At 60.7% G+C, this 22,905-nt stretch carries 9 protein-coding genes; all 9 read right to left on the bottom strand.

Translation table 11 applies throughout. The annotated features are described in order from the left end of the window. Positions 1-71: 71 nt before the first annotated feature. Positions 72-2,594: a UvrD-helicase domain-containing protein gene (locus IG171_RS04830; protein ID WP_212130282.1), complete on the bottom strand. Its 2,523-nt coding sequence runs from the start codon at positions 2,592-2,594 to the stop codon at positions 72-74. Beyond that, the gene (locus IG171_RS04825) at positions 2,591-9,283 is read right to left on the bottom strand and encodes a DEAD/DEAH box helicase (protein WP_212130280.1); all 6,693 of its coding nucleotides are present in this window, start codon (positions 9,281-9,283) and stop codon (positions 2,591-2,593) included. Before IG171_RS04825 ends, IG171_RS04830 begins: the two co-directional genes overlap by 4 nt. After that, a complete protein-coding gene (locus tag IG171_RS04820; RefSeq protein ID WP_212130278.1) occupies positions 9,280-14,046 on the bottom strand; it encodes a class I SAM-dependent DNA methyltransferase in 4,767 nt (1,588 codons plus the stop codon). The genes IG171_RS04825 and IG171_RS04820 overlap by 4 nt, the downstream gene beginning before the upstream one ends. 1 nt (position 14,047) lies before the next feature. Further along, positions 14,048-16,951, bottom strand: coding sequence for a helicase-related protein (locus tag IG171_RS04815; protein WP_249204067.1), 2,904 nt, complete (start codon positions 16,949-16,951; stop codon positions 14,048-14,050). Between the two features lie 650 nt (positions 16,952-17,601). Further along, a protein-coding gene (locus IG171_RS04810) for an IS5 family transposase (RefSeq protein ID WP_212130276.1) occupies positions 17,602-18,481 on the bottom strand; the annotation gives its coding sequence in 2 pieces (ribosomal slippage) (positions 17,602-18,123 and positions 18,125-18,481; 879 coding nt in all). Positions 18,482-18,779: 298 nt separating this feature from the next. Further along, positions 18,780-20,084: an MFS transporter gene (locus tag IG171_RS04805; RefSeq protein WP_212130273.1), complete on the bottom strand. Its 1,305-nt coding sequence runs from the start codon at positions 20,082-20,084 to the stop codon at positions 18,780-18,782. A 10-nt stretch (positions 20,085-20,094) separates the two neighbouring features. After that, positions 20,095-21,243: a galactonate dehydratase gene (gene dgoD, locus IG171_RS04800; protein ID WP_249204066.1), complete on the bottom strand. Its 1,149-nt coding sequence runs from the start codon at positions 21,241-21,243 to the stop codon at positions 20,095-20,097. Between the two features lie 49 nt (positions 21,244-21,292). Continuing rightward, positions 21,293-21,907, bottom strand: coding sequence for a 2-dehydro-3-deoxy-6-phosphogalactonate aldolase (locus IG171_RS04795; protein WP_212130269.1), 615 nt, complete (start codon positions 21,905-21,907; stop codon positions 21,293-21,295). Beyond that, positions 21,900-22,880 carry a 2-dehydro-3-deoxygalactonokinase gene (locus IG171_RS04790; protein WP_212130267.1) on the bottom strand — a complete coding sequence of 327 codons (981 nt, stop codon included), beginning with the start codon at positions 22,878-22,880 and terminating at the stop codon, positions 21,900-21,902. Before IG171_RS04790 ends, IG171_RS04795 begins: the two co-directional genes overlap by 8 nt. Between the last annotated feature and the right edge of the window lie 25 nt (positions 22,881-22,905).

The following is a 22,905-nucleotide window of genomic DNA, read 5'->3' as shown; positions in this document are numbered from 1 at the left end:
GACAAGTATGGCGATCAGTTTCGCCTTTTTCTAATTGCATTCGGCTGAAAGGTGCTGGTTCCTTCCCACAGTCATTCCGTGAAAAAGTCACTACCGTCTCCTGAATACGTCACTACCAACCGATCCCGCGCCCGTGTCGTAGCCACATACAGCAACGACCGCTCACGTAAATTGAAGTCGGCGATATAGTCCTCTGACTGGAAACGTGCGTTGAGCCTCGACGGGATGTCGTCGCTGCCGGCATGCATGATGACGACGTTGCGGAACTCGGTACCCTTCGCGCGGTGCATAGTCATGACAACTGGCAGCCCTTCTTTGATGAGGCCCTTACCAACCGGCTGCACGCTCACGCCGTACTCTCCCAACCTGCGCGCAGCCTTACCAGGATCACTTCGGACAAGCACCGCGATCTGTTCGGGTTTGAGCGTGGGATCGTATTCGCATTCCTTGAGCCACTGGTTGAGCTGAGAGGCAACGAATTCAAGTTCCTCGTCGAGAGTGCTAAATCCTCTGACCAGCGGGGCGACTCCAGTGCGAAGCGAGCGATATCCTTCTACCGACTCCGCCGAGTCCTCGAGGTCGGTGAAAGAACCACCAGACAGAATGTTCAAGCCAAATGCGAGGTTCTGCTCCGTGGTGCGATAGTTGAGCGTCAACCGACGGGATCGACCGACGATGTTGATGCCGAACCTGGACAACACCACCTTGTTCCCGTAGATCCGCTGATGCGAGTCCTCACCGATGAACATGTCATCGCGGCCCGGTCGGGCAACGGCTCGTAAGAACATCCAATGGCCGGTGTGCAGGTCCTGTCCCTCGTCGACGAGCAGATGATCAACCGGATACGCGGCTCGGCGTTCTGCCTCGGATGCCGACGGCAGATCGATCGCTTTCGCACGGGTCTCGATGATCAGCGCCGCCAGGTGGTTGACCTCCACATAACTTAATGAGTCATTGGTCGCCGTCCGGACTCTGTACGCTTCGATGACATCCCAGACCAACGCGCGTTGCTGCCTCGACAGACGGACGCCCCGGGAGGGGCGTCGTACCCGCAGATAGTCGCTCTTCTTCGACAACCGATTGGGGAGAATGATCTGTTCGTACTCGTCCTCAAGAAACACACGGTTGCGTGCCCGCTCCGGAAGATCTTCGGATGCTGTCTCGAGTGCCCTGTCCCAGTCAGATGGTTCGCTCCGGTTCCTGATACTCACATGAGGTCGGCCCAAGAGCCGAGTTGTGGCCTGCGTGAGTTCTTCGCTGGTGGCACTGCGCAGCACTTCGAGAGCCAATTGATCGACTCCGGCCACATAGAGTCCAGGGTTACCCAGTTGCCCTGCGCGAGGAACTGAGCCGTCGAGAGTCGAGACCTGTGCCTCCAGCTCGCTGGCGAGGTTTCTGGTAAACGTTGTCAGCACAACCCGCGGTGCCACACCATCGACAGGGACTGGGGCCTTGGCTAGTCGAACAGCACGGTGAACGAGGACAACGGTCTTGCCGGTGCCGGCTCCCCCGGACAGTCGGAACGGACCGTTGTACCCACGCTGAGCCCAGCGCCGCTGTTCGGGGTGGAGGAAGACTCTCCACGCCTCGAAGTCTCCGCCTTCGGCCACGCGCTTGAGCTCGTCTTCGTCCTCAATTTCGGCGAAGCTCAGCTGCGCGGCCGAAGTACGCAGGCCGGCGATGAGTGCATCGTCTTCGCTCTGTTCCGCAGTTCCCGACAGTGTTGATCCATCTGGCGTCCCTTCGTCACTGGCCGGCACCGCAATCGGAGGAACATCAACGACTGCCTCGTCGGCAACCGTCTTGTCCTCTTCGCCACCGAACAGCTTCTTCGTCACATCGGTATAACTCGTGCCCGAGGCCAAGTCGAGCAACGCGTCTGACTGCCATTCGGGAATCTTCAGTGCGTCGAGTCGATCAAGCAGTTCATCGACAGACCGGCACGACCGTGCCACCGCAACAACATTGCGCCACATGCCCAGCTCGGAGACAAGCTGCGTATCCGATACCGAACCGAGCGTCTCGGTCAGCGGTTTGTCTGCGAAAACCGGGTCAGCGGGCGGGCGTACGAAGGTCGAAGGGATCTGGGAGCGTGCATCGCTTGAGTCGCCGACGAGCTCCGCTCTGGCCCCATTATCGTGCGCCTGCGAGAGACCACTATCGGACTGAGGTTCATCGACTGCCGCAGCATCTCGAGAACCTGGCTCTTCAGACTTCGTTTCGTCTGGCGTCGCTGCCAAACGTGCTTCGAGCTCCTCAGGGTCGACCTTGTCGACCAGAGTGATCTCAGTGACTCCGTTCGTCGGATTCACATCGAGTTTGAGGGTGGAAGCGAGTTTGATGGCGTCGTCATGCGGATAGACGCCGTAGATGACCCAGCTGGTGCCGGTCTTGCCGGTCAGTTTGAAGAGAACAGCGCGCCAGAACTTGTCGACACGCCCGGTGCGGAAGCGCCGGTCGGCTGAATTTCGAATCGGTTCGATGTGGAGACCGGGAGCCGTATCGTCTTGACCGAGCTTGAAGAGAAATTCAAAAGCCTTGCTTTTGATGGACTTCTCCATCTTGGACATGTTCTTGTGCATCGTGATGTTCATCGATCAGCGCCTTCCCTGTCCCCGTTTCCGTCTTCACTACTGCTGTCCGAGATAAACGCCGAGGAAGGCTCAGTTCCTCGTTCGACCAGCGCCGATGTCACTGTATCGACAGTGGCAGACACGAGAGTCCACCCGCTGTCTTCCAGTTCGACGGCGTCATCCCCGTCGGGTTCGAGCAGCACAGCAATCTTCTCCTCCGGCCAGGCGAAATCAAGGGAGATGCCTTCATCGGTTTCGTAACCCCACTCAGGCACGTTGATCACGCCTGAGGCCGCCAGAGCGTTCGCAAGCTCGGCTTCTTCCGGCAGCATCTCCGGCTGTGAGAGAAGCTCGACCCATTCGGCCGACAACGGAACACCGCCATCAGTAACTCGCGCGATGTCGACACCGTCTTTGGTCCCAGCACTGCCGAGATCAGCCGACTCAGGTTGCTGACCGCGATCGGCGAGCACAGAAGTAACCGTCGCCAGCTCGACACGGGTGCCCGGGGCACGGACTGGCACAATGTTCGACAGGTGCAGCCATTCCCTCCACGCTTCTGCGAACGCCTCAGCGTCTGCCATCGCCTCAGGACGGTCGTCGAGCACGACCGCAGTATCGAAACGCGTCATCGACCGATCGATGGGCGCCGCCAGAACAGTCAAGGCGCCTCGGCGGGAAAGGAAGCCGCGCCTGTCGCCCTCGGGCGTCTCTCCCGCCGGGTGATCGGGCAGCGGCGCGCTGCCGGCGGTGTCAGAAACGACGGCTTCAGCCAAACTCCTCGAGTCGGGGAGCGAAATCACACGTCTGCCCTGAGGTTGCATAGCGAAGAACAGAGGAACACCATCGCCTGCTGCAGACATCGACTTCGGAACGTCCGGCTCAGAGCTCGTGACGGCTTGGATCAGACCGATGAGCACATCGATCGGGTTTCCAAGCGCTTCCTCAGATTGGGCCGTCCATCCGAATTCCGGGCGATTGAGCACAGTCGAGACGACTTGTCGTGAGAACCAATCGGGCAGACCTGCGCCCCCAGCTGATTCCTGCCTGTGCGCTTCAACCGATGCCGATTCGACATCCGCATCGGTGATGGCGACGACGAGGTGCCCTTGACTGCGCACCCAAGCACGCTTCGCGGCATCGTCGGCGAGCCGGTTGACCGCGCTCGAGGCGTGAAAGGCTCGACCATCCGTGTAGATCGCGATATCAGGGATATTCACGGCCTCGCACTGGAGGAGGAAATCCGGCTTGGTGCGTTCCAAGGGCACTTGGGGCGTCAGCCTCCAGGCGATGCGGGATCCCGTCCGGTGGATCGAGAGCTCCGTGCCCGTTGGTGCGGGCTTGTCCTGCACCACGATATTCGCTCGCTCCAGCCGGTCGCGGAAAACCTGCCGGAACCGCCTCTCAAGATAGGACTCAGGGTCCATGGTTTGAGGAACCTCGGCGGACACCTTCCAGCGGTGATCAGCGTCGGCTTCGGCGTTCCCACTGAGCGCGACATCGCTTCGACCCGCCACCAGCAGTTCTGCAAGCTCCTGTTCCGCAATGGACCGGCTGACAGTCGACGAGCTCGAGCGAGGCACGTAGGGCAACAGACATTTCGCACACGCCCACTGATTCGCATCCTTGCACTCACAGTCGGCCAGATGCCGCCAAGCTTCGTACAGCACCTTCCACATCGTGTCGGGATCACGCAGATCAGCCAAGTACCCTGTTCCGCCCGGCACAATATCGTGAAGCAGGAGGGCGTCGACGACACCGCCGGCTTCAAGAGGCTCTTTGGCCGGGATGATGTCGATATGGTCGGGATCCCCGCCGAGGTGCTTCGCCAATCCCAGCCGAATCGCCGCTTGCAGTGTCGTCAGTGCGTTGAATTCCCCGACGAGAAGGTTCTCCGGCAGACGCATGAGTGCGCCCTGAGTGGTCAGACGGTGGGTGAGGACGAGGCTGAGGTTCGATTCCTCGAGATCATTGCGTTTAGGACACCACGGTCGATGATCGGTGGGCTGATTCCCGTTGGTGGATCTGTCGAGCTTTCCACAATGGTCGCAGACGACAAATCCGGAATTGACGATCGTCTCACCGCCGGCAAGGATTTCTTGACCCTGCCCACGCGGTCCGAAGTTTGTCGTGGTCACCGTCACTGAGTCGAGGTAGCTGACTCCGAATCCGAATCCGTCGACGAACCAACGTGAACTCATCGAATTTGGGTCGATATCTGCGGTAGATGCGGTGGTGTATGACTTGTGCTGGCGCTCATCATCGGCGTCACTGATGCGGGCTTCGTCGCGGTTGACCATGGCACTGACTTTGCGCAGCTGTACAGCGGTGAGACGTTGACCGACATCGGCGATGGATGCGTCGCCGCACCGCGGGCACTGGGCAGGTGGCGTGGTGCCGGTGCGCCGGTCGTGGGAGTAGCCGCATGCCGCGCAGAACCTCAGCTCATAGGTCTCCTGCTGATTGGGACCGAGTTCGACCGCATCGATGCGCGTGGCCAACGACCGTCCGTAGAACGTAGAACCAGGTGCGAAATCACGCAATGCCTGTTTAGCGCCGCGTTCGAACTCGATGCGTTCGTTCTCATAGGTCTGCGTCTCCTCGTCCCGCCAGCGCAGAGACACGTCCAACTGAGTGGTGTCATCGAGAAGCGTGTAGTTCGGCAGCAGCTGGTAGGTTTCAAGAGCTTCGATCCAATACCGGCGACGTTCGTTCTCCAGCCCCCGTTCTGTCGCCTTGTGTGCCGACATGGCTTGGCGGTAGGCGTCTTTGTCTTCTTCCGTGGCAGTGGCCTCATGGGCGGCTGCCGCTTGGAGGTCATTGAGTGCCAGATTGATCTCGGACAGCTGATGCTGCAGTGATTCGACCTCGTAGCGATAGTCCTGATGGGCCCGCCATACCGCTGATTTCAGGCCTGAACTTCCGTCCTCAGCGACGCTGGCCCAGGCAGTGAGTTCTGTCTTCGCCTGGTCGATGAGGTCGCCGAAGCCGGCGAGGAATTCGGCAAGCAGCTCGGTATGAGAATGATCATTGAGGTCGGTGACAGCGTTGAGGAACTCAGACTTGCCGAGTTCGGCGCCGAAGACATCGCCGACTCCGCGCTTCTGAGCCGCTCCCGGTGCCTGTGCCAGTCTGTCCATGAGGAAAGCAAGGTACTGACGTTTGATGATTTCAACGGCGTCGAGGTAGGTAGCCGGCGGTTGGACGGAGCCGTTGATGATCGACAGCGGGTCGTGGATCGTGCGCAGCTCGGTGCTCGTGCTGCCGACGATCGCAAGGTTGAGCGCATTGCCTGTCAGGCGCCCAGCTCGGCCGACTCGCTGAACATAGGATGCGACGGTCTCGGGAAGGGATCCCAGCATCACCGTCGACAGGTCGCCGATATCGATACCCATCTCGAGTGTCGGCGTCGCGACGAGGACATTCGGAGCGGAAGGGTTGTCGGACCCGTGCTTGAATCCGTCTTCGAAGGCCTTCCGCTCCTCGGTACCGAGCATGCTCGAGTGTTCGCGGGCGACGATTCGGGTCATCTGCGCGCTCGTGTAGAGGTCCCGGTAGAAGTTGCGCGCGACCGTCCCCACCTGCAGAGTGCCGGCACAGCCGACCAGGAGACAGTGTGCGCCGTCGAGGTGGTCCAACGTCCGACTGGCGGCAGGGAAGGCGGTTCCGCAGACCGTGCACTCGAGGTTCTTCGACGTCTCAGTGGGCTCGTCGAAGGCGCGTTCGAGCCGGATCCGGACCGGTTCGATCCCGTAGGCAATCGCCTCGGAGTCCTTGACCGGCACGGCCCGGAGGATTCCAGCAGCGGCGAGCCGTTGTAAGAGGAGCTTGGTCAGCCCTGCGCCGTGGTTAGCGGTGATGCCGAATGTCCTGGCCGCGTACCTCGCGTACCAGCCTTGATTCGATTCCACCATGTCGAAGAGGGATCCGCTGCGACCGCCGATCGCCTTCCGCGGCATCCCCGTGACAGCGAAGGCCGGAGCATTGCGACTTGTCGGGAACGCCGGCATGCCTTGGTCTCGTTTGCGCTTTCCCCAGATCCAGATACGGTATCCGCCGCTGGCGACGTATCTTTCCAGCCACGGATGATGGATGGCTCCTTGGGTGCGCAGCCGTTCCACGACTGCTCGAACCCAGGCGCCACGGGCCTGCGCCGAGGTTGGTCCTCCCCCGTCTGGAAGATCGAGCATTCCGTTGAGTGCTCCCGCTTCGTCGAGGACCTCACCGACGATTGCGTCAAGCTCTCCGGTCTCAGGCAGGGCGACCTCGGCGTAGACTGTACCGGTGGTCGACAGTGTGCGGCCATATCGAGATTGGAGTCCGAATTCGAGCGCGGCGTCGAAGGACAGTCGTTTCATCACCTTCTCAGCCGCTTTTCGGTTCGTCCTCTGCGGCTGCTGCCACCAGGCCCGCACGTCGGCGTAACGGTCGGTGGAGAATTCCGGCGGCAGCGCACGGTACCGCTTTGCCGAGTCCTCGCCAGCCTGAGAGATGATCTGCCCGGCCACGGCTTCGAGCGTGCTCACGTCCCCGACAGCTTCGGCAATGACGTTCCTCAGGGTGAGCACATGGGATCGCGATTCGACGAACCCGGCTCGGTGGGCTGCGTCCTGGACGGAGTCGGTGAAGACCAAGGACTTCTTCTCGTGGTCATCGAGGTGCTGGTCGCCGAAGAGGGTCGAGAGGCTCACGGACAGCAGTGTGGCTACTGCGGAGCCGAGGAAGCGGATGGAGTCACGTTCCCCGCATGCCGGGCAGTATTCTCCCTTCGACTTCTCGTCGGCATCCGTGCCCTGGAAGACGAGGACGGGGAGGATGTCCCCGGCGCGCAGGGCTTCGGCAAGATCATCGGGGATGGTCGCGGTGCCGTAGATCCGCCCGGGGGTGATGAAGTCGCGTTCGCGGACGTTGAAGGCTGCGAGGTTTTCATGCAGTTCGTCCGGGTCTCCGCCGGAGAGGTCGTAGCGGTCGGCTTCACTGCCGGCGCTGATGAGAGCCCGGAATCGGGAGTTCCCTGCTGCGGACTCGCGTCGAATGTCCTTATCCACATCGGGAGCCGCGAGCTGATCGCCGACGGCAGATTTGACGATGCCCCATCCATTGCGGCCGCAGTTGCGGCAGTAGATGGCGGGGAAGCTCTCTCTGGCAGAGTTGTCATCCCAGCCGCCGGTCTCACCGGTGATGAGGTGCCCGTCGTCGGACCAGGAAAATTCGGTCTCTCCACCGGCGATTCGGTCAATCCGCGTCAGCGCCCGCACCCACATGTGCGCGTCGATTGTTGGAGCTGCCAATCGCTGCTCGGCGCGGATGAAGCTCAGTCCTGCAATGATGTGGCTGAGGTAGCGCTGTGCTGCGGCGCTGCGGGTACCGAGGAGTTCTTCCCCGAGGTCGTCGAGCCCAATCGCTGAGGTGGTTGCCTCCAGAAGCGACCGTATCCAGGGGTGTCCCTTGATGAGGGTGAGCAGTTGAGCTGTGTCCTCACCGAGGCATTCGCGCACGCTCTCCCATTCGGCAGTGAGACCTGGAGAACCATGGGCCACAATCTCGTCGCCGAGGTTGAAGATCGTCGCAAGGGATCTCAAAGCCGCGGCCTCATCGGTGGCTTCCGGAGCGCCCTCGATCCACTGCAGCGCAGAGACGAGATCGATGGCACGGACATTGTCGACAGGAACGAGCGCGGCTCGCTCCTGGGTGAGCTCAACTCCGGGCAGTGCTGCCCATTCCTCCACGGAGTAGCGAGACTCGGTGACCACAGCATCATCGGTGAATTCCTGGCCGAAGACGGTGCGAGCGAAGTTGAGGATTCGGCTGGGGTCGTTCTTGTCGCCAAGGGTCGCGCTTGTTGCCACGGGTGTCATCAGTCCCAGCGGCCGTGCTCGGTCTTCGTCGGTGATGGCGGGATGGTCTTCGGGCCACTGCGATTTGAGCTTCATGCCGAGCCGTCGCAGCAGCATGGCCACGTCCGTGCCTTGAGCTCCGTCATAGGTGTGGAATTCGTCGAGGACGAGGTAGCGGAGACTGAGCGCGCTGTCGGACCAGATCTTCTGATCGGCAACACGCAGGAGCATCTGGTCGAGCATTTTGTAGTTCGTCAGGAGGATGTCTGGCGGGTTCGCCTGGATGGCCTCGCGGTCGGTGATGAGCCCCTCGGCGGTGACACGGGAGCGTCTCGCATCCCCGCTGTCACCGATATAGATCCCGGCTCTGATTCCGCCGAGCTGGGGATCTTCAGTGATCATCCGTGCCAAACGCTGGGCTTGGTCAGTGGCCAGAGCGTTCATCGGGTACAGGATGAGCCCGCTGACTCCGGCCCCTCCTTGTCGCCGGTGGCGGACCACATGGTCGAGGATCGGGTAGAGGAATGATTCGGTTTTGCCGGATCCCGTGCCCGTTGTCACCAAAGTCGGCTGCGGCTGCTGTCCCTCGCCGAGGCGACGACTGCTCAACCGTTCGAACGCGCGCGCTTGGTGCCCGTAGGGTTCGAATTTCCCAGGAGTGATCTCGAGTGCGTCCCCTCCTCCTGGCTGCGGTTTGAAGGGTGTGCGGGTGCGGACAAATGGGCCCTTGAAGATTCCGGTGTCCGGATCACTGAGGAATTGGTCGAGGGCCGTCTGCACTTCAGTGTCGGCGAGGGCGAAGGTGGTGCGCAGGTATTCGGTGAGTGACTCGCGGGCGCGGCGGGCCTGTGCGGTGGGTAGAAGCTGACTCAAGACGCGGCTCCTTCTGCAGCTGCGGATGCTCGGTTCTCACGATCAGCGAGGCGCTGTTCGAACTCCGCGTATGCGGTGCGCATATCGGCCTCGCGGTCGAGCGTGGAGAACGGAGGTGCGTAGGTGTAGGTGAAACCTTGCGCGTTGGTCGCGGTGAGGTCGTCATCGGTGGCCGCCTCGCCGAGCTTCCGCCACGTCTTGAGCACATCGGCGGGGACCAGTCGACCGTTCTGGTCAAAGTGGTCTCTTTGAGTGTCGTACTTGTAGAGGACGGGGAACTGCGTTCGATAAATTGAGCAGAGCTCATCGGCGGTCACACCGAGCATGAGCGCTACGAGCGCATCGATCTCCACTTGCGCCTGACGCCGGTCAGCCGCGAGGCGCAGAGGCGAGGCTTCGGACCACTCGTAATCGAGAACATCCATCGAGACGGAGTCTGGGTAGCCGTAATCGCCGGTCCAGGCTTGACCTCCAGACGTGAGATCGGTGCAGGAATTCCAGAGTTCTGCATAGGCGTCGGTCAGAGAGTTCAACATGAGCGCTCGAGATTCCAGAGACGATGACAATGGGTGACCCAACGGAACCATAGGAAGTCGTAACAAGGTGTTAGTACGAATGGTCGACTTGGGGGCGACCCTAACCGAAAAGTCAACCAACAAGCTTGATATAGTCGCTGCAGCCAAAAGCAGGACGTCTTGTTCGGAACTAGGTACCCCCATGCTGAAAACACCATCCACGTGCGCTGTCCCGGGAGAAAGGATCGCCGGAATTAGTGTTCGTTCTCCGGTGTTAGCAGCCATGCACCGCCACCCCACTCGATAGTAGTCGCGGGCAGGAACTCGGTCGCCATTAGAGAGGGCCCAATGGGTGTAGAGCTGGTCATACTGGCCATCGCGAATCGGCTTGTAGCTCGTCACAGGCACCGCATCGCCAGGTAGCTGCTCGAGATCCACTTCCGACCAGTCGAGGTTGTTCTTCATCGTCGAATTCGGCTGCTTGTAGAACGGCACTCCAACGTGAAAATTCGGCCCCTGCAGAATGACGTCGTTCCAGGTATCTGGTTCGCCCCATTGAAGTTCGAAACGACCCTTCTTCCGGTCGATTGACTCGTCCCATCCCCTACTGAATAAGGGGACCAACGACCCGATCCTTTTCTGCGAGCTGAGCTTCTCAAGGACCTTGGCTGACGCACGGTTTACCGTATAGACCATTTTTGTACTCAGTGGAGAAGAGAGTTCTTCTCCAAGAGTGTCATTCCATGCTTTCAGCTGGTCATTTTTGATCCGCAGCACTCGATTCGTGTGCGGGCGGACGTCCCAACCCCCGTCCAAATCCTTGAGCCCAGGTTCTGCGCCATCCCCGTTATGCACCAGTGAGCGTTCAACAGTTTCTGGATGGTACAGCGAAGACGCCATCAAAAAGTTGGCTCCCGTGCTTCTCGTCCGTCCATACACGTGAACTCCGTATGTCACAAGATGATGGATCTCAAACAGTGACAATTCATTAATAAACTGCCAATGCCGCCTCAGGTGAAGGTAGGCGCTGCGGCGCAGATTGTCCGCTTTGTCATCGGTAAAGTGCGATTCTGGATGAATCAGCCCGATTGATCCGTCGCTGCTCGCATTTGTCCATGTGAGCTCCATGAAGCAGCGATAGAGGTCAGGCTGTGTCCCAGCAATGAAGGGATAGGTTGCTTCGTCGGCTACGAACGCAGCCGTACAAACCACATCAGTCGATCCATCCAGAACAAGCTCATAAACTTCCTCTCGGGCAAGAGTCTTTTCGCGCATCTCCTTCTTCGCGGCCTCTGACGGCTTATGCGCCAACTGCCACCAAGGATCGCCCTCTGCAAGCAGCGCCTCGACGTCCCCGCGGGGCCGCACCCATGGCGGGTTTCCGAGCTGCAGGTCAAATCCGCCTTTGGCAAATACCGTGGCGAAGTCGAGATCCCAGTGGAAGAAGCCCTGTTGTTCGGCGATCCTCTCAGTGATCTGCAGCCATGGATGCGCATCGAGGACGTTCTCTACGCGCGCCGCAGCGCGAGAGAGAGCCCGCTGGTTGGCTTCGAACTCGTTGAGTTCTGCCCAGTTGTCCACGTCGAACATCGATGCCTGGCCTGCTTCACGGGCAACCTTCTGAGACTTCGATTCTTCGGTCGATCTGCCAAGCAACTGCTCGCAGGCGTCGATCCATTCTTCGACGCTGGGCGGTGCGATCTCAGTTTCGGTGAGCGGCCAGAACCACAGTGCACACCAAGCATCCATGACACGCCGCAGACGCTGATACGCCCCATTTTGGTCCGCTAGTTTCGCTTCGATCTCAGTCCGCGTCACCGTCGTCCCTGGAGCCGTCTCATCGAGGCCCCACACGCCGATGGTTCGCCGGGACTCCGCCTCGGCAATGGACAGGCGTTTGAGTGCGATCTCCCAGAGCGCGTCTGCCTGCTTCGAGAGTCCGACGAGTCGACCGATCTGCCCGTTAGTCTTCGTGTCGCTGAGCTTCGTCCGCACCGTCTTGCGCCAGTTCTTAAGTCTAGCCACCGCATCGGGGGCGAGCGCCTTGCCTTCTTTGGCATCAGCGGCAGCTCCCCAGCCTTCGGCGGGCAGGAGGAACTGATAGATACTCTGCGGATCACGCGCCTCGGCGGTCGACTTCTCCGGTGTCGACTTCAACCAGGTTTTGTCCTTGACCGTGGTACGTGAGTAGACAGCCCGACGAGCCCCGATAAGAGAGTTGCCGCGTCTGAGCCGCAGGCCGAACCACGGAGCGGAAAGCCCTGCCACCATAGTGTCGAGCCACAGTGAGATCTCGGCGAGTTCGACGGCAGTGGAGTTGAGGTCGACGCCGTAGACATTGTGCAAGGCGATGTACGCTTTGGTCTTCTGCAACTCCTGCTGGAACACAGCAGGGTCGATCCGCTCGCCGACTTCCTCCTGTTTGCGCCGCAGATACTCTGCAGCGAGCTGGTTGACCGCCTCGAGAGCGAAGGCTCCGGACCCCAAGGCTGGCTCGCACACCGTGAGGTCAAGGATGGCGTCGGCCGACATGTCTTCGGTGAGGAGTTCTGCCAGGGCCTGAGAAACGGTGAAACGGGTGAGCACCTCAGGCGTGTAGTACGAAGCCGACTGCTGTCGATCACGGCCGGACAGCCGGAAGACGAAGCTGCCTCGGCGGTGGACTCGTGGCTTCTCCTCACCTGTCACCTCATCGACCTCACGGACGAAGTCATCAGCGTCGATGTGCTCGGCTCGTGTGGTCGGTACGACCCAGCTACCTTTGCTCGCGTCTCCCTTCGGAGCGACCTCATAGAGGTCGGTCTCGGCGAAGAAGCCCGTGTAGGACATCAGACCCTCGTAGACTCGGCCGAGCTGGTTGATGCCGAGTTCAGCGTAGGAGATGAACCCGCGGTCCTTCTTCGCCGTTTCTTTGCTCAAGAGCAGTTTCTGCAGCACCTGCTGCAGAGCGGCGTTGCCCAGACCCACCTCGTCGATATGGACTGTCGCCTTCGCGGAGAACAGATCGGCTTCGAGGGGATGAAACTCAAGCCCTTCGCTCATCGGCGCTTCGGGATCGGGTTCGGCTGCCTCGGCGAGGCGGAGATCATTGTGTCCGGACTGGATCTGGGTGAACAGGACGGCCAAGGACTGGTACAGGTGCGTCCCGTCACCACGAGTGGGGATATCGACGAGCGCGAGGTCCCGCAGACGGTCGATGCCGTATCCCGACTCGTAGTCGGTGGCTCCGGTCGGCACGATTTCGAGCTCAGGAGAGGCCTCGGCGAAGAGAAGGAAGAGGATCCGGTAGAGGTACCTCAGTGCTTGTTTGGCCAGAGGCTGAGCTTCCTCTGCCGGCAGCGGATCGAGTCCTGCGCGACGGCGACGCTTGACGACCTCGTTGGCGATGAGCTCGATTGAGTCACGGACTGCTTCGCGGAGGTCTTCTGAGACTTTCTCTGTGTGTTTGACGGAGTCCTCGAGGACCGTGGTGAACCAGGTGGTGCCCTCGGCGCTGGGGGCCAGTGCCTTGGCGCTGGCGCAGGCAAAGAACCGGTCGACTGCTCCCCCGCGTTTGGTGTCATTGCGTTCGAACAGCAGGCCGAGATCGATGGCAAGGTATCGGCCCTCCTGCCAGCGCTCGGCCGCGGTGAGGAGCATGAACGATCCGGCCAGGACGAGAGCGAACTGAGGTGGGGTGTCGTCAACGAAGCGTGCAGAGAGATACCGGGCGACCGAGTCCGTGCGCTCGATCTTCTCGGTGCTGCCGGGAACCGGTTCGATGATCGATCGCAGCAGGGTGGGTGAGTTCTTGTCGAGGAGTTCGGCGATGTCTGTGACCGGCTCAGCGAGGACGATCAGCAGCGGGACAGAGTCTTCTGCGGTGGCAGTGCCGCGGACTTCGAGATAGGCCGATTCCTCTCCATCGGGGTTTCGACCGACAGTGATGTCATACCCGTTCGAATAACCGAGGAAGTCGAGCAGCTGCTGGTCGAATCCGGCCACAGCCTCGCGCTCATCGGCAGTCAGTGTTGCGTTCTCACCGAGACCTTCGGTCAGGGAGACGAGGCGCTTCTGCAGCTGCTGCCGGGCGTTGGTCCACGAGTTCAGCGGCGTGACCAGGTCTCGACCTTCTGCCTCGGCGGTGGCGGCCTCCTGTTCCCATTCTTTGCGCAGCTCGAGAGCTTTGGCTTTGTAGGACTCCTTCGCGGCGTCGGAGGAGAAGTAGTCGTCGCTGACGAAGTCTTGGATGACGGTGAGTTCGTCCATGTCAGTTCTCCTCTGCGTTCTCGTCGAAGGTTTCGGTCACCGGTGTGCTGATGGGGACCGCGACGAGCAGCGGTCGCAACAGGCTGCGGTTCGGTTGCATCGATCTGATGAGTTCGTCTTCCTCGTTGACGGTTCTCAGCCGCTGCTTCACCCTGGTGGCCTGGACGAGATCGAGTGCTCCCTGTTTCCATTTCTCATTGCGTTCGAACCACTCATGTACGCGACTTTCGATCCGTCGCCTGCCGGATTCGATGACCTCCTCGATGCTCTCAGCAACGGTATCGATCGCGGCGGGGATCAACGGCTGATAGACGCTCGTGTCGATGGGGCCCGGGTTGTTGGTCGTGGCCTGCAGCCCGAGGTCAGCGATGAGGGCTGCGGCATTTGCGAATTCTCCGGTCAGACCGAAGTCGGGGCTGCCGCTTGGGAAGGTGACTGAGCGGAAGATGCTCGAAACCATCTGTCCACGGCGGTTCGTCAACCCAGCGTGGACGAGGACAGTAGGAGCTTCCACGTCGGCGCGGACGAGATAGATTCCCCCGCGTTTGGGAATGCGCGACAAGGCTCGGTCGGCGACCCAGTCGAGGACCGGGTGCAGAGGCCCGAGGTAATGGGCTTCGGGCCAAAGTGACGCGTTCCTCGCGTCTGTCGAGTTGCGAGCTGCTTCGACCAGTGTGCGGCCGACCGTCTTGTTCGTCGCGAGCTTGAAGTTCGCTTTCACTCCGCGTTCTTTGAGATAACTCTGCGGCAGGCTCTCCAGACGCGACCACATGTCGCGGGGCGGTTCGAGTTCGGCAATCGCCTCGCGGGAGTGGAACTGCCAATTCACTCCCCCGCTGCCATCGGCGGCGGGGCGCTGTTCAGGATGGTTGCGAAAGACCATCGCCAGACCGTCCTGGAGGAAGTCGACCGGGGTGGGATAAAGGGTCAGACCGGTCGCGGGGCGTGTCGGGTATGTTTCCGCACCTGGGTAGGTGGTGTCGCCTGGATAGAGCGCGGCGCCCCGACTGTTCGGGTTCGACGCACCGTCGTCAGTGTCGTCGGCGAGGCCATTCATGATCAGATCGAGGATCTCATCGCCCTGCGTCGCGGCCTCGACCCCGGTGACCACATCGTCGAGATCCTGGCCTTTGGCCAAGGCAGCCTTGATCGCTTCTTCTTCCGCCTCGGCGGTGTACTTGCCCATGAGCGCGGCAGCATCGCCGAGTGCGGTGTGCGCTTCGTTCTCCTTCTCGATGAGCTTTTTGAGCACACGGATATCACCGGAGAAGCGTTCGGAGTCAGGCTGCAGAACCAGCGTCGTGATCTGCGGGCGCTGCGTCTGCCCGTAGCGGTCGATGCGGCCGTTGCGCTGTTCGATGCGGATGAGGGACCAGGGAATGTCGAAGTGGACGAGCTCATGGCACTGAGAGTGCAGGTTCACTCCCTCGGAGGCCAGGTCGCCGGTGACGAGAACTCGGATGGGTGAGCTATTCTTCTTGAACGATTCGACGACATCTTGTTGCTCGACGTCGGACAGCCCTCCGTGGAGGATCGCGACTTGTTCGTCTTTGAGTTTGAGGTCTTGTGTCAGGTCGGTTTGCAGCGCGTGGAGAGTGGCGACGCGTTCGGCGAAGATGACGACCCGGGTGTCATTCTTCGGTCCGATTCCGATTTCCTTCAGATAGTCGAGCAGGGCGCCGTATTTGCCGGTCTGGGGACGCTTCTGCGCGCGGTTGCGTTCGACGGCTTCGAGACTGTCCTGAGTGTAGTCACGGAGGCGGCCAAGGTAGTTGCGCTCTCGAGTGACTGCTTCGGTCGGCTCATGAGTCTCGAGGACGCGCAGTCGGTTGTCAATGGTTTCGATGAGGGCTGCAGGGCTGGAGAGAAAGGCTTTGGCCAATGTCCAGGGGAAGAGACTGGTCTTGCCGAAATAGGGGCTCGATCCGTTGGGGTGAAGCCAGATCTGGTCGAGTTCCTCGGCGACGGCATTCTCTTCGAGACTGGCTTGGGCGATGCGAGCCTGTGGCTCTTTGCGTTCGGCCCAGTCCGCTCCGACTTCCTTCTTCACGTCTTCGGAGTAGCGATGCCGACGAACGATGAGCTTCTTCACGGCCTCCTCGTCGAGGTTGCCGTCCGGTTTGACAGCGGTGGGCTCGAGAAGCCGAATGAGTTCGGCGAACGACTCCTTCTTGCCGTTGTGCGGAGTGGCGCTGGCCAGGATCAGGGCGTCGGTTTTCTTCGCCAACGTGTCAGCCAGGCGGTGGTTGAGTGAGCTCGTGTTCGTGACGTTGTGGGATTCGTCGATGACGACAGCATCCCATTTGTGGCGCCGCAGGTGCGCGAGGTATCGGTCGGATTTGAGCGTGTCGATAGAGATGATGGCTCGTTTGAAATATGTGAACGGGTTGCGTGTGGCCGGCAGCTTCTGCCGGATCCGCTGGATGCCTTGGGAGTCGAGACGGACGAAGGGAATGGCGAATTTCGTCCACATCTCGTGCTGCATCTGTTCAAGCACATGCTTGGGTGTGACGACAAGGATGCGGTCACCGCGTCCCCGCTTGATGAGCTCGGCGAGGATGAGTCCGATCTCGATCGTTTTGCCGAGCCCGACTGCATCGGCGAGGAGGATGCGCGGGCGAAGATTCTGCGGATCGAGGATCTTTCGCACCGGGGCCTGCTGGTACTCCTTGGCATCAATGAGCATCCCATCGGCCACGGTGAGGTTCGTATCTTCGACAGCCGTCGCTGTCTTCATCAGTGTGGCTTCCAGCCAGAGCTTCGCGTCTCGATAACCGGAGCTCGGATCGTTGATGAGCGGAGCCTGTCTGGGGTCGATCGGAGTGACCGTATCGATGGAATCGAAGAAGACAGCGCTTGTGTCCCGAACGAGTTCCGACAGCCCCTGCACCTCGATGCGTTGCACTGGTCTGCTTGGGATCAATTCTTGATGCGTTGACCGTTCGTAGACGGTCTGCACACCTGTGACGAGCCACTCTTCGTCGCGGACCTCGACGACGGATCCTGGGGCGAGAGCTGAAGAATACCCGCTGCTTCGCTTCTGATTCGCAGGATTTCTGCCGTCTACAGCGGCAGGGGAAGCCACAGGGTGGGAAGACACCATTACTCGTACCTCGCGGGAAGATGACCACTACTCTCGTCATGCTATCTCGAATCTGTCAGTTTGCGCGGTGAAAGCCACGACGAGGTTCTGCAACGTCTCCGCGCGCGGCGCAGAGTACTGACTCCACGTCGTCGTTCACTACATTTCACCTGGTCATCGGCAGAGTAGCGGCCAGTGCTCTTCCTGCCGAGAGCGAGCACGGAAGGCAGTCACCAGCGCCCGATATGTCGTGAGTAGTTCATTGTTCGGATCAATGCTCGACGCTGAGAATACACTTCAGATGGGGTAAGTCAGTTATGTCAGTGGCATCGTCCTATACTGATATCACCCCCACGGAAGTGAGAAAGCCCAACCGGCCCAGAACCATGTGAGGGGCGCAATCCGTCGCTTTGAAAGGCTTAAACTCCGTGAGCATTTGGTCTGTCCTCACGTGGACTGTGTTCGGCATCGCCCTAGGGCGTGTCTGATAAATGCTGTAACCAAGCGATGACACCGTTGAGCACGACAGCTGCTCGATAGACGACGGCGAGTTTGTCATAGCGAGTGGCCAGTCCTCGCCACTGCTTCAAACGGGCATAACCGCGCTCGATGACATTGCGACCCTTGTACTTGATCGCGTCGAACTTCGGTGGACGGCCACCCTTTGATCCTCGCCGGAGACGATGGCCTTGCTGATCGGACGGTTCGGAGATGACTGCCTCGATCTTCCGCGACCGCAGCAGTGACCGGTTCGCTCTCGATGAGTAGGCCTTATCGCCAAGGACGGCGTCCGGGCGGGTGCGTCGACCGACCTGAAGGTTGTCCAACAGAGGGGCGAGCATCGGGCTGTCGCCGTCCTGACCAGCGGTGCAGATCGACACCAGCGGCAGCCCGTGGCCATCGACGAGCTGATGAGTCTTTGTCGACAAGCCTCCGCGCGAGCGGCCGAAAGCGTGGTCAGGCGACTCTGTCAGTAGATCCTTGTAATTCGACGAGTCCCTTTTTTACGCGGCTGATGTTCGTCGCGTGTTGATGTGCGCGAGCGATCGTGGAGTCGACTGAGACGGTGAAGTCGACCTTGTCATTCTTTGCCGCGTGGACAGTCAGAGCCTGGTGGATGGCATCCCAGGTGCCGTCGGCGGCGAGGCGGCGGTGCCAGGTCCACACGGTCTGCCATTTGCCGAAGGTCTCGGGCAGATCGCGCCAAGCGATACCGGTGCGGTAGCGGTAGATGATGCCCTCGACCATCTGTCTGGGATCGGAGAACGGGCGGCCTCGTCGGCTTGTCGGTGCCGGGAGGTAGTCGGCGATGAGAGCCCATTGGTCATCAGTGAGTAGTTGGAATCGAGACACGATTCCAGGGTTTCAGAATCCCACCGGGAAATTTATCAGACACGCCCTAGCTGCCACTCTGAAGAGATACTCCGCCTTCTTCGGATTGTTCTCGAGCTTTCCGGAATACGTCGAGTTCTTCCTTCTCGATGACCTCTGGGACCACCAGACTTCGCAGATCAGGTTTCTTCATCATTTCGATGACTTCTCCACCCCAGCTGTCCCGAAGACTCCGGGCGACCTCATCGGCTATCTGCAGGCGAACAATGAATTCATTGAATCCCGCAACCGTCGAATCGCCCAGAGCCTGGGGTAGTGCCTATTCCTCGACGCGCTCAACCTTGCCGACGAGGAACACGTATGACAGCACGCCCACGATCGTAATCGCGGCCATGTAGACGAAGGCCGGGGCGAAGTCGATGTCGCTGACGAGGAAACCGATGACGATCGGGGTCGCGATCGACGACAGGTTGCCGATGAAGTTGAACATACCGCCCGTCAGTCCCAGCAGTCGCTCAGGTGCCAGTGCAGATACCAGTGACCAAGTGATCGAGGCGAAGCCGTTTCCGAAGAAGGCGATCGACATGAACACGATGACCAGAGCCGACGAGTCCGTGTAGTTGGCGCCGAGCATGAACACTGTCATCGCCAGGCCGATGATGATCGGCAGCTTCCGTGCCATGCCCAGCGATAGGCCCCTCTTGACCATAAAGTCCGAGACCCACCCGGAGAGCAGAACTCCCACAAGGGCAGCAATGAACGGCAGTGAGGCCATGAAGCCTGACTCGATGTAGTCCATGCCTCGATAATCGACGAGGTACGTCGGGAACCAGGTGAGGAAGAACCACAGCGTCGAGGTCAGGCAGAACTGGCCGAGGTAGATGCCCCAGAGCTTCCGCCTAGTCAGTACGACCTTGACGTCGGACCATTTGAGTTTCGGCTTGGCCTCCCTTTTCACTCCGCTCTCGACGTCAACGAGCCCTCCACCTGAGTCAATGAGGTCGATCTCAGCCTGGTTGACTCCCGACTTGTCGCGCGGCTCGCGGTAGACGAACCACCAGATCGCGGCCCAGATGATTCCGACGACACCGGTGAGGATGAATACCCAGTGCCAGGTGAGCACAGCCTGTAGCCACGACAGCACCGGAGTAAGCAACGCCAAACCGATGAACTGACCCGACGTGTAGAAGGCGATGACCCGTCCGCGTTCACGTTCGGGGAACCATGCGGTCGCGACCTTGTTGTTGATTGGGTACGCGGGCGCTTCGAATCCACCGACCATCAGCCGCAGGACAATGAGTGCTACGAATCCGCCGGACATTCCCATGAATAGAGTGGCGAGCGACCACAGCACGAGGCAGGAGGAGTAGAGAACGCGCGGTCGGACTCGGTCGACGAGCCACCCGCCGGGCAGCTGCATCGCAGCGTAGGTCCAACCGAATGCCGAGAGCAGCATTCCTTGTTGTCCTGTTGTGAGATCGAACTCCTGGGAGAGTGCCGGCATCGCGATGGACAGGTTGGCCCGGTCCATATAGTTGATGACGACGGTGATGAAGAGCAGAACCGCGATGATGTAGCGGATCCGTGTGGGGCGAGTGGTGACTGCAGTGTCGAGTTTCGTCATCGGTCTCTCCTTACCACTCCGCGAAGGAGCCGTCGGCATGACGCCAGATGGGGTTGCGCCACCTGTGCCCTTCCGCCGCTCGTTCGATGACATAGTCTTCATTGACCTCGATGCCGAGCCCGGGCCCGGACGGGATGTCGATCATGCCATCGTCGTAGTTGAACACGGTCGCATCGGTGACGTAGTCGAGCAGGTCGTTGCTCGTGTTGTAGTGGATGCCCAGGCTCTGTTCCTGGATGAAGGCGTTGTAGCTGCCGGCGTCAACCTGCAGGCAGGAGGCGAGAGCGATCGGGCCCAAGGGGCAGTGCAGCGCGAGTGCCACGTCATAGGCTTCGGCCATCATCGCGATTTTCCGCGTCTCGGTGATTCCGCCGGCGTGGGAGACATCCGGTTGGATGATGTCGACCGCGCCGGAGGCGATCACTTCCCGGAAGTCCCACCGGGAGAAGAGCCGCTCCCCCAGCGCGATCGGCGTCGGGGTATTGGCCATAACGTCGCGCAGTGAACCGAAGTGTTCGGACAGGACCGGCTCTTCGATGAAGAGCAGCCGGTAGGGTTCGAGCTCCTTGATGAGGACCTTGGCCATCGGTTTGTGCACTCGCCCGTGGAAGTCGACGCCGATGCCGAAGTCCTCTCCCGTTGCCTCCCGAATCGTCTGGACGTTCTCAATGACCTGGTCGACCTTGGTGTAGGAATCGATGAACTGCAGCTCCTCGGTCGCGTTCATCTTCACGGCAGTGAATCCGCGGTTCTTCGTCTCCAGCGCGGCAGCCGCAGTATCGCCGGGGCGGTCTCCGCCGATCCACGAATACGTGCGGATACGATCCCGAACCTTCCCACCGAGCAACTGATACACCGGCTGGCCGAGCGCCTTGCCCTTGATGTCCCACAGTGCCTGATCGATGCCCGAGATCGCACTCATGAGAATGGGGCCACCGCGGTAGAAGCCACCGCGGTACATGATCGTCCACAGGTCCTCGATGTTCGCAGGATCCTTGCCGATGAGCAGGTCGGAGAGCTCATCGACGGCGGCAGCCACGGTCGCTGCCTTGCCTTCGAGGATGGGCTCACCCCATCCCACGATCCCCTCATCGGTCTCGATCTTGAGGAACAGCCACCGAGGCAGCACTGTGTACGTCGTCATCGACGTGATCTTCATTGGTCTGGCCTTTCGTTCGGTTGTTGTCGTTGATGTGTCGGTGGTCGGTTCAGTGGTTTTGCGCCCACGCCGAGGCGATCGCCTCAGCCCGCACGCGTACCTCATCGGGGCGGTCGCCTCGGCGATAGAGAGAGGAACCCAGGCCCAGGCCCGCGGCTCCGGCGTTTCGCCATTCGGCGGCGTTGTCGGCTCCCACTCCCCCGACGGGGAAGAGTTCGGTGCCTTCGGGAAGAACTTCGCTCCAGGCCTTCATCCCGCTGACTCCGACCGCTGAGGAGGGGAAGAGTTTGACCTTGGTGGCACCTGCCTTGATGGCAGTGAATGCCTCGGTCGGCGTCGCGGCTCCCGGGTAGGGGGTGAGGCCCATCCCGAGCGCGGTCTGGATAACTTCGGTGTCGGTGTCGGGGGCAACGATGATGCGGGCACCGGCGCGCTCGCACTCGCGGACCTGGTCGGCTGTGAGTACCGTGCCAGCGCCGATCTCCACTTCGTCGCCGAACTGATCGACCAATGCGGCGATCGAGACGAGGGGGTCGGGTGAGTTGAGTGGAACCTCGATGGCTGAGAATCCGGCGGCGACGATGCCTCCGGCGATGTCGAGGACTTCGTCGGGGTGAACCCCGCGGAGGATGGCGATGAGGCCGGTGGGGACAGTGTCAGGCATGGGAGTTCTCCTTGGTCGGCACGAGGCCGGATTGTTTGGCGATGCGGAGGAGTCCAGTGGCAGCAGCGCGGGGATTTGCGTCGACAGTCTTCCGCCCCTGGCGGTGGAGTGCATGTGTGTACCGCATTGTCAGGTCTGCGGTTCCGCAGACGATGACGGTGGCTGACGAATCTGCGGTAGTGGAGAGGTGACTGGTCACCTCGGCGCCGATAAGCAACCCCGAAAGGTAATCGTTGATCTCCTCGGGGTGCAGGCGACCTTCGAGCGCCCAGGTCCGGGCGGAGAAGATCGAGGAGGTGACCGCTGCGGGGTCATCGGCTCCGACGCTCAGGCCCCAGTCGAAGGCGTCCGGGTGGAAGTCGTCGGTGGGTTCGGCCAGGCGACTGAGAATTGAGGACGTGCTCAAAAGACCGAATAGTTCGCCGCTCATCGAGGTGGAGAAATCGGTGACGCGCTGTCCCTGGCAGCCGACCCATTTCGTATGGGTACCGGGAAGAATCACGGTGGTGGGGTCGGTCCGTTCGGGATCGAGCAGCCCGAGCAGCTGGGTCTCCTCGCCGCGGATGACGTCCGGGGCGGTCGTCTCAGTCGCCGTCTTCTGCAATCCGGGAACGATATGCAGCTCGCCGATGTCCAATCCGATTGCTGTCAGCTGCTGCCCCACAGCACTGAGATCTGCTGGCAGATCGATGTATCCCGCCTCGGCGATGCCCTGGGCCGAACCGATCATTCCGCAGGCCAAGATCGGCAAGGGGCCATGTGCGGTAAGCCAGGTTCCGATGGCCACCTGAGCGATCCGGGAGAAGTCGCCCCGGTGGTCTTTCGTCTCGGGGTCCACAGCCATGATCCCGTCCGAGCCGTTTCGCTCCCCGAGGATCGTTCCCTCATGGCCGATGAGGAAAGCACGCAACGAGCTCGTCCCCCAGTCGAGGCCGATCAGCTGCGGTGCCTCGGGTGTTGCCAGTTCGATCATAAGTGCCACTATGAGGACGTGTTCC

The sequence above is a fragment of the Brevibacterium sp. SMBL_HHYL_HB1 genome (genome assembly GCF_018208375.1).
GTDB lineage: Bacteria > Actinomycetota > Actinomycetes > Actinomycetales > Brevibacteriaceae > Brevibacterium > Brevibacterium intestinavium.
Note: the sequence above shows the minus strand (reverse complement) of the source record. Positions and strands in the feature narration are given on the sequence as shown.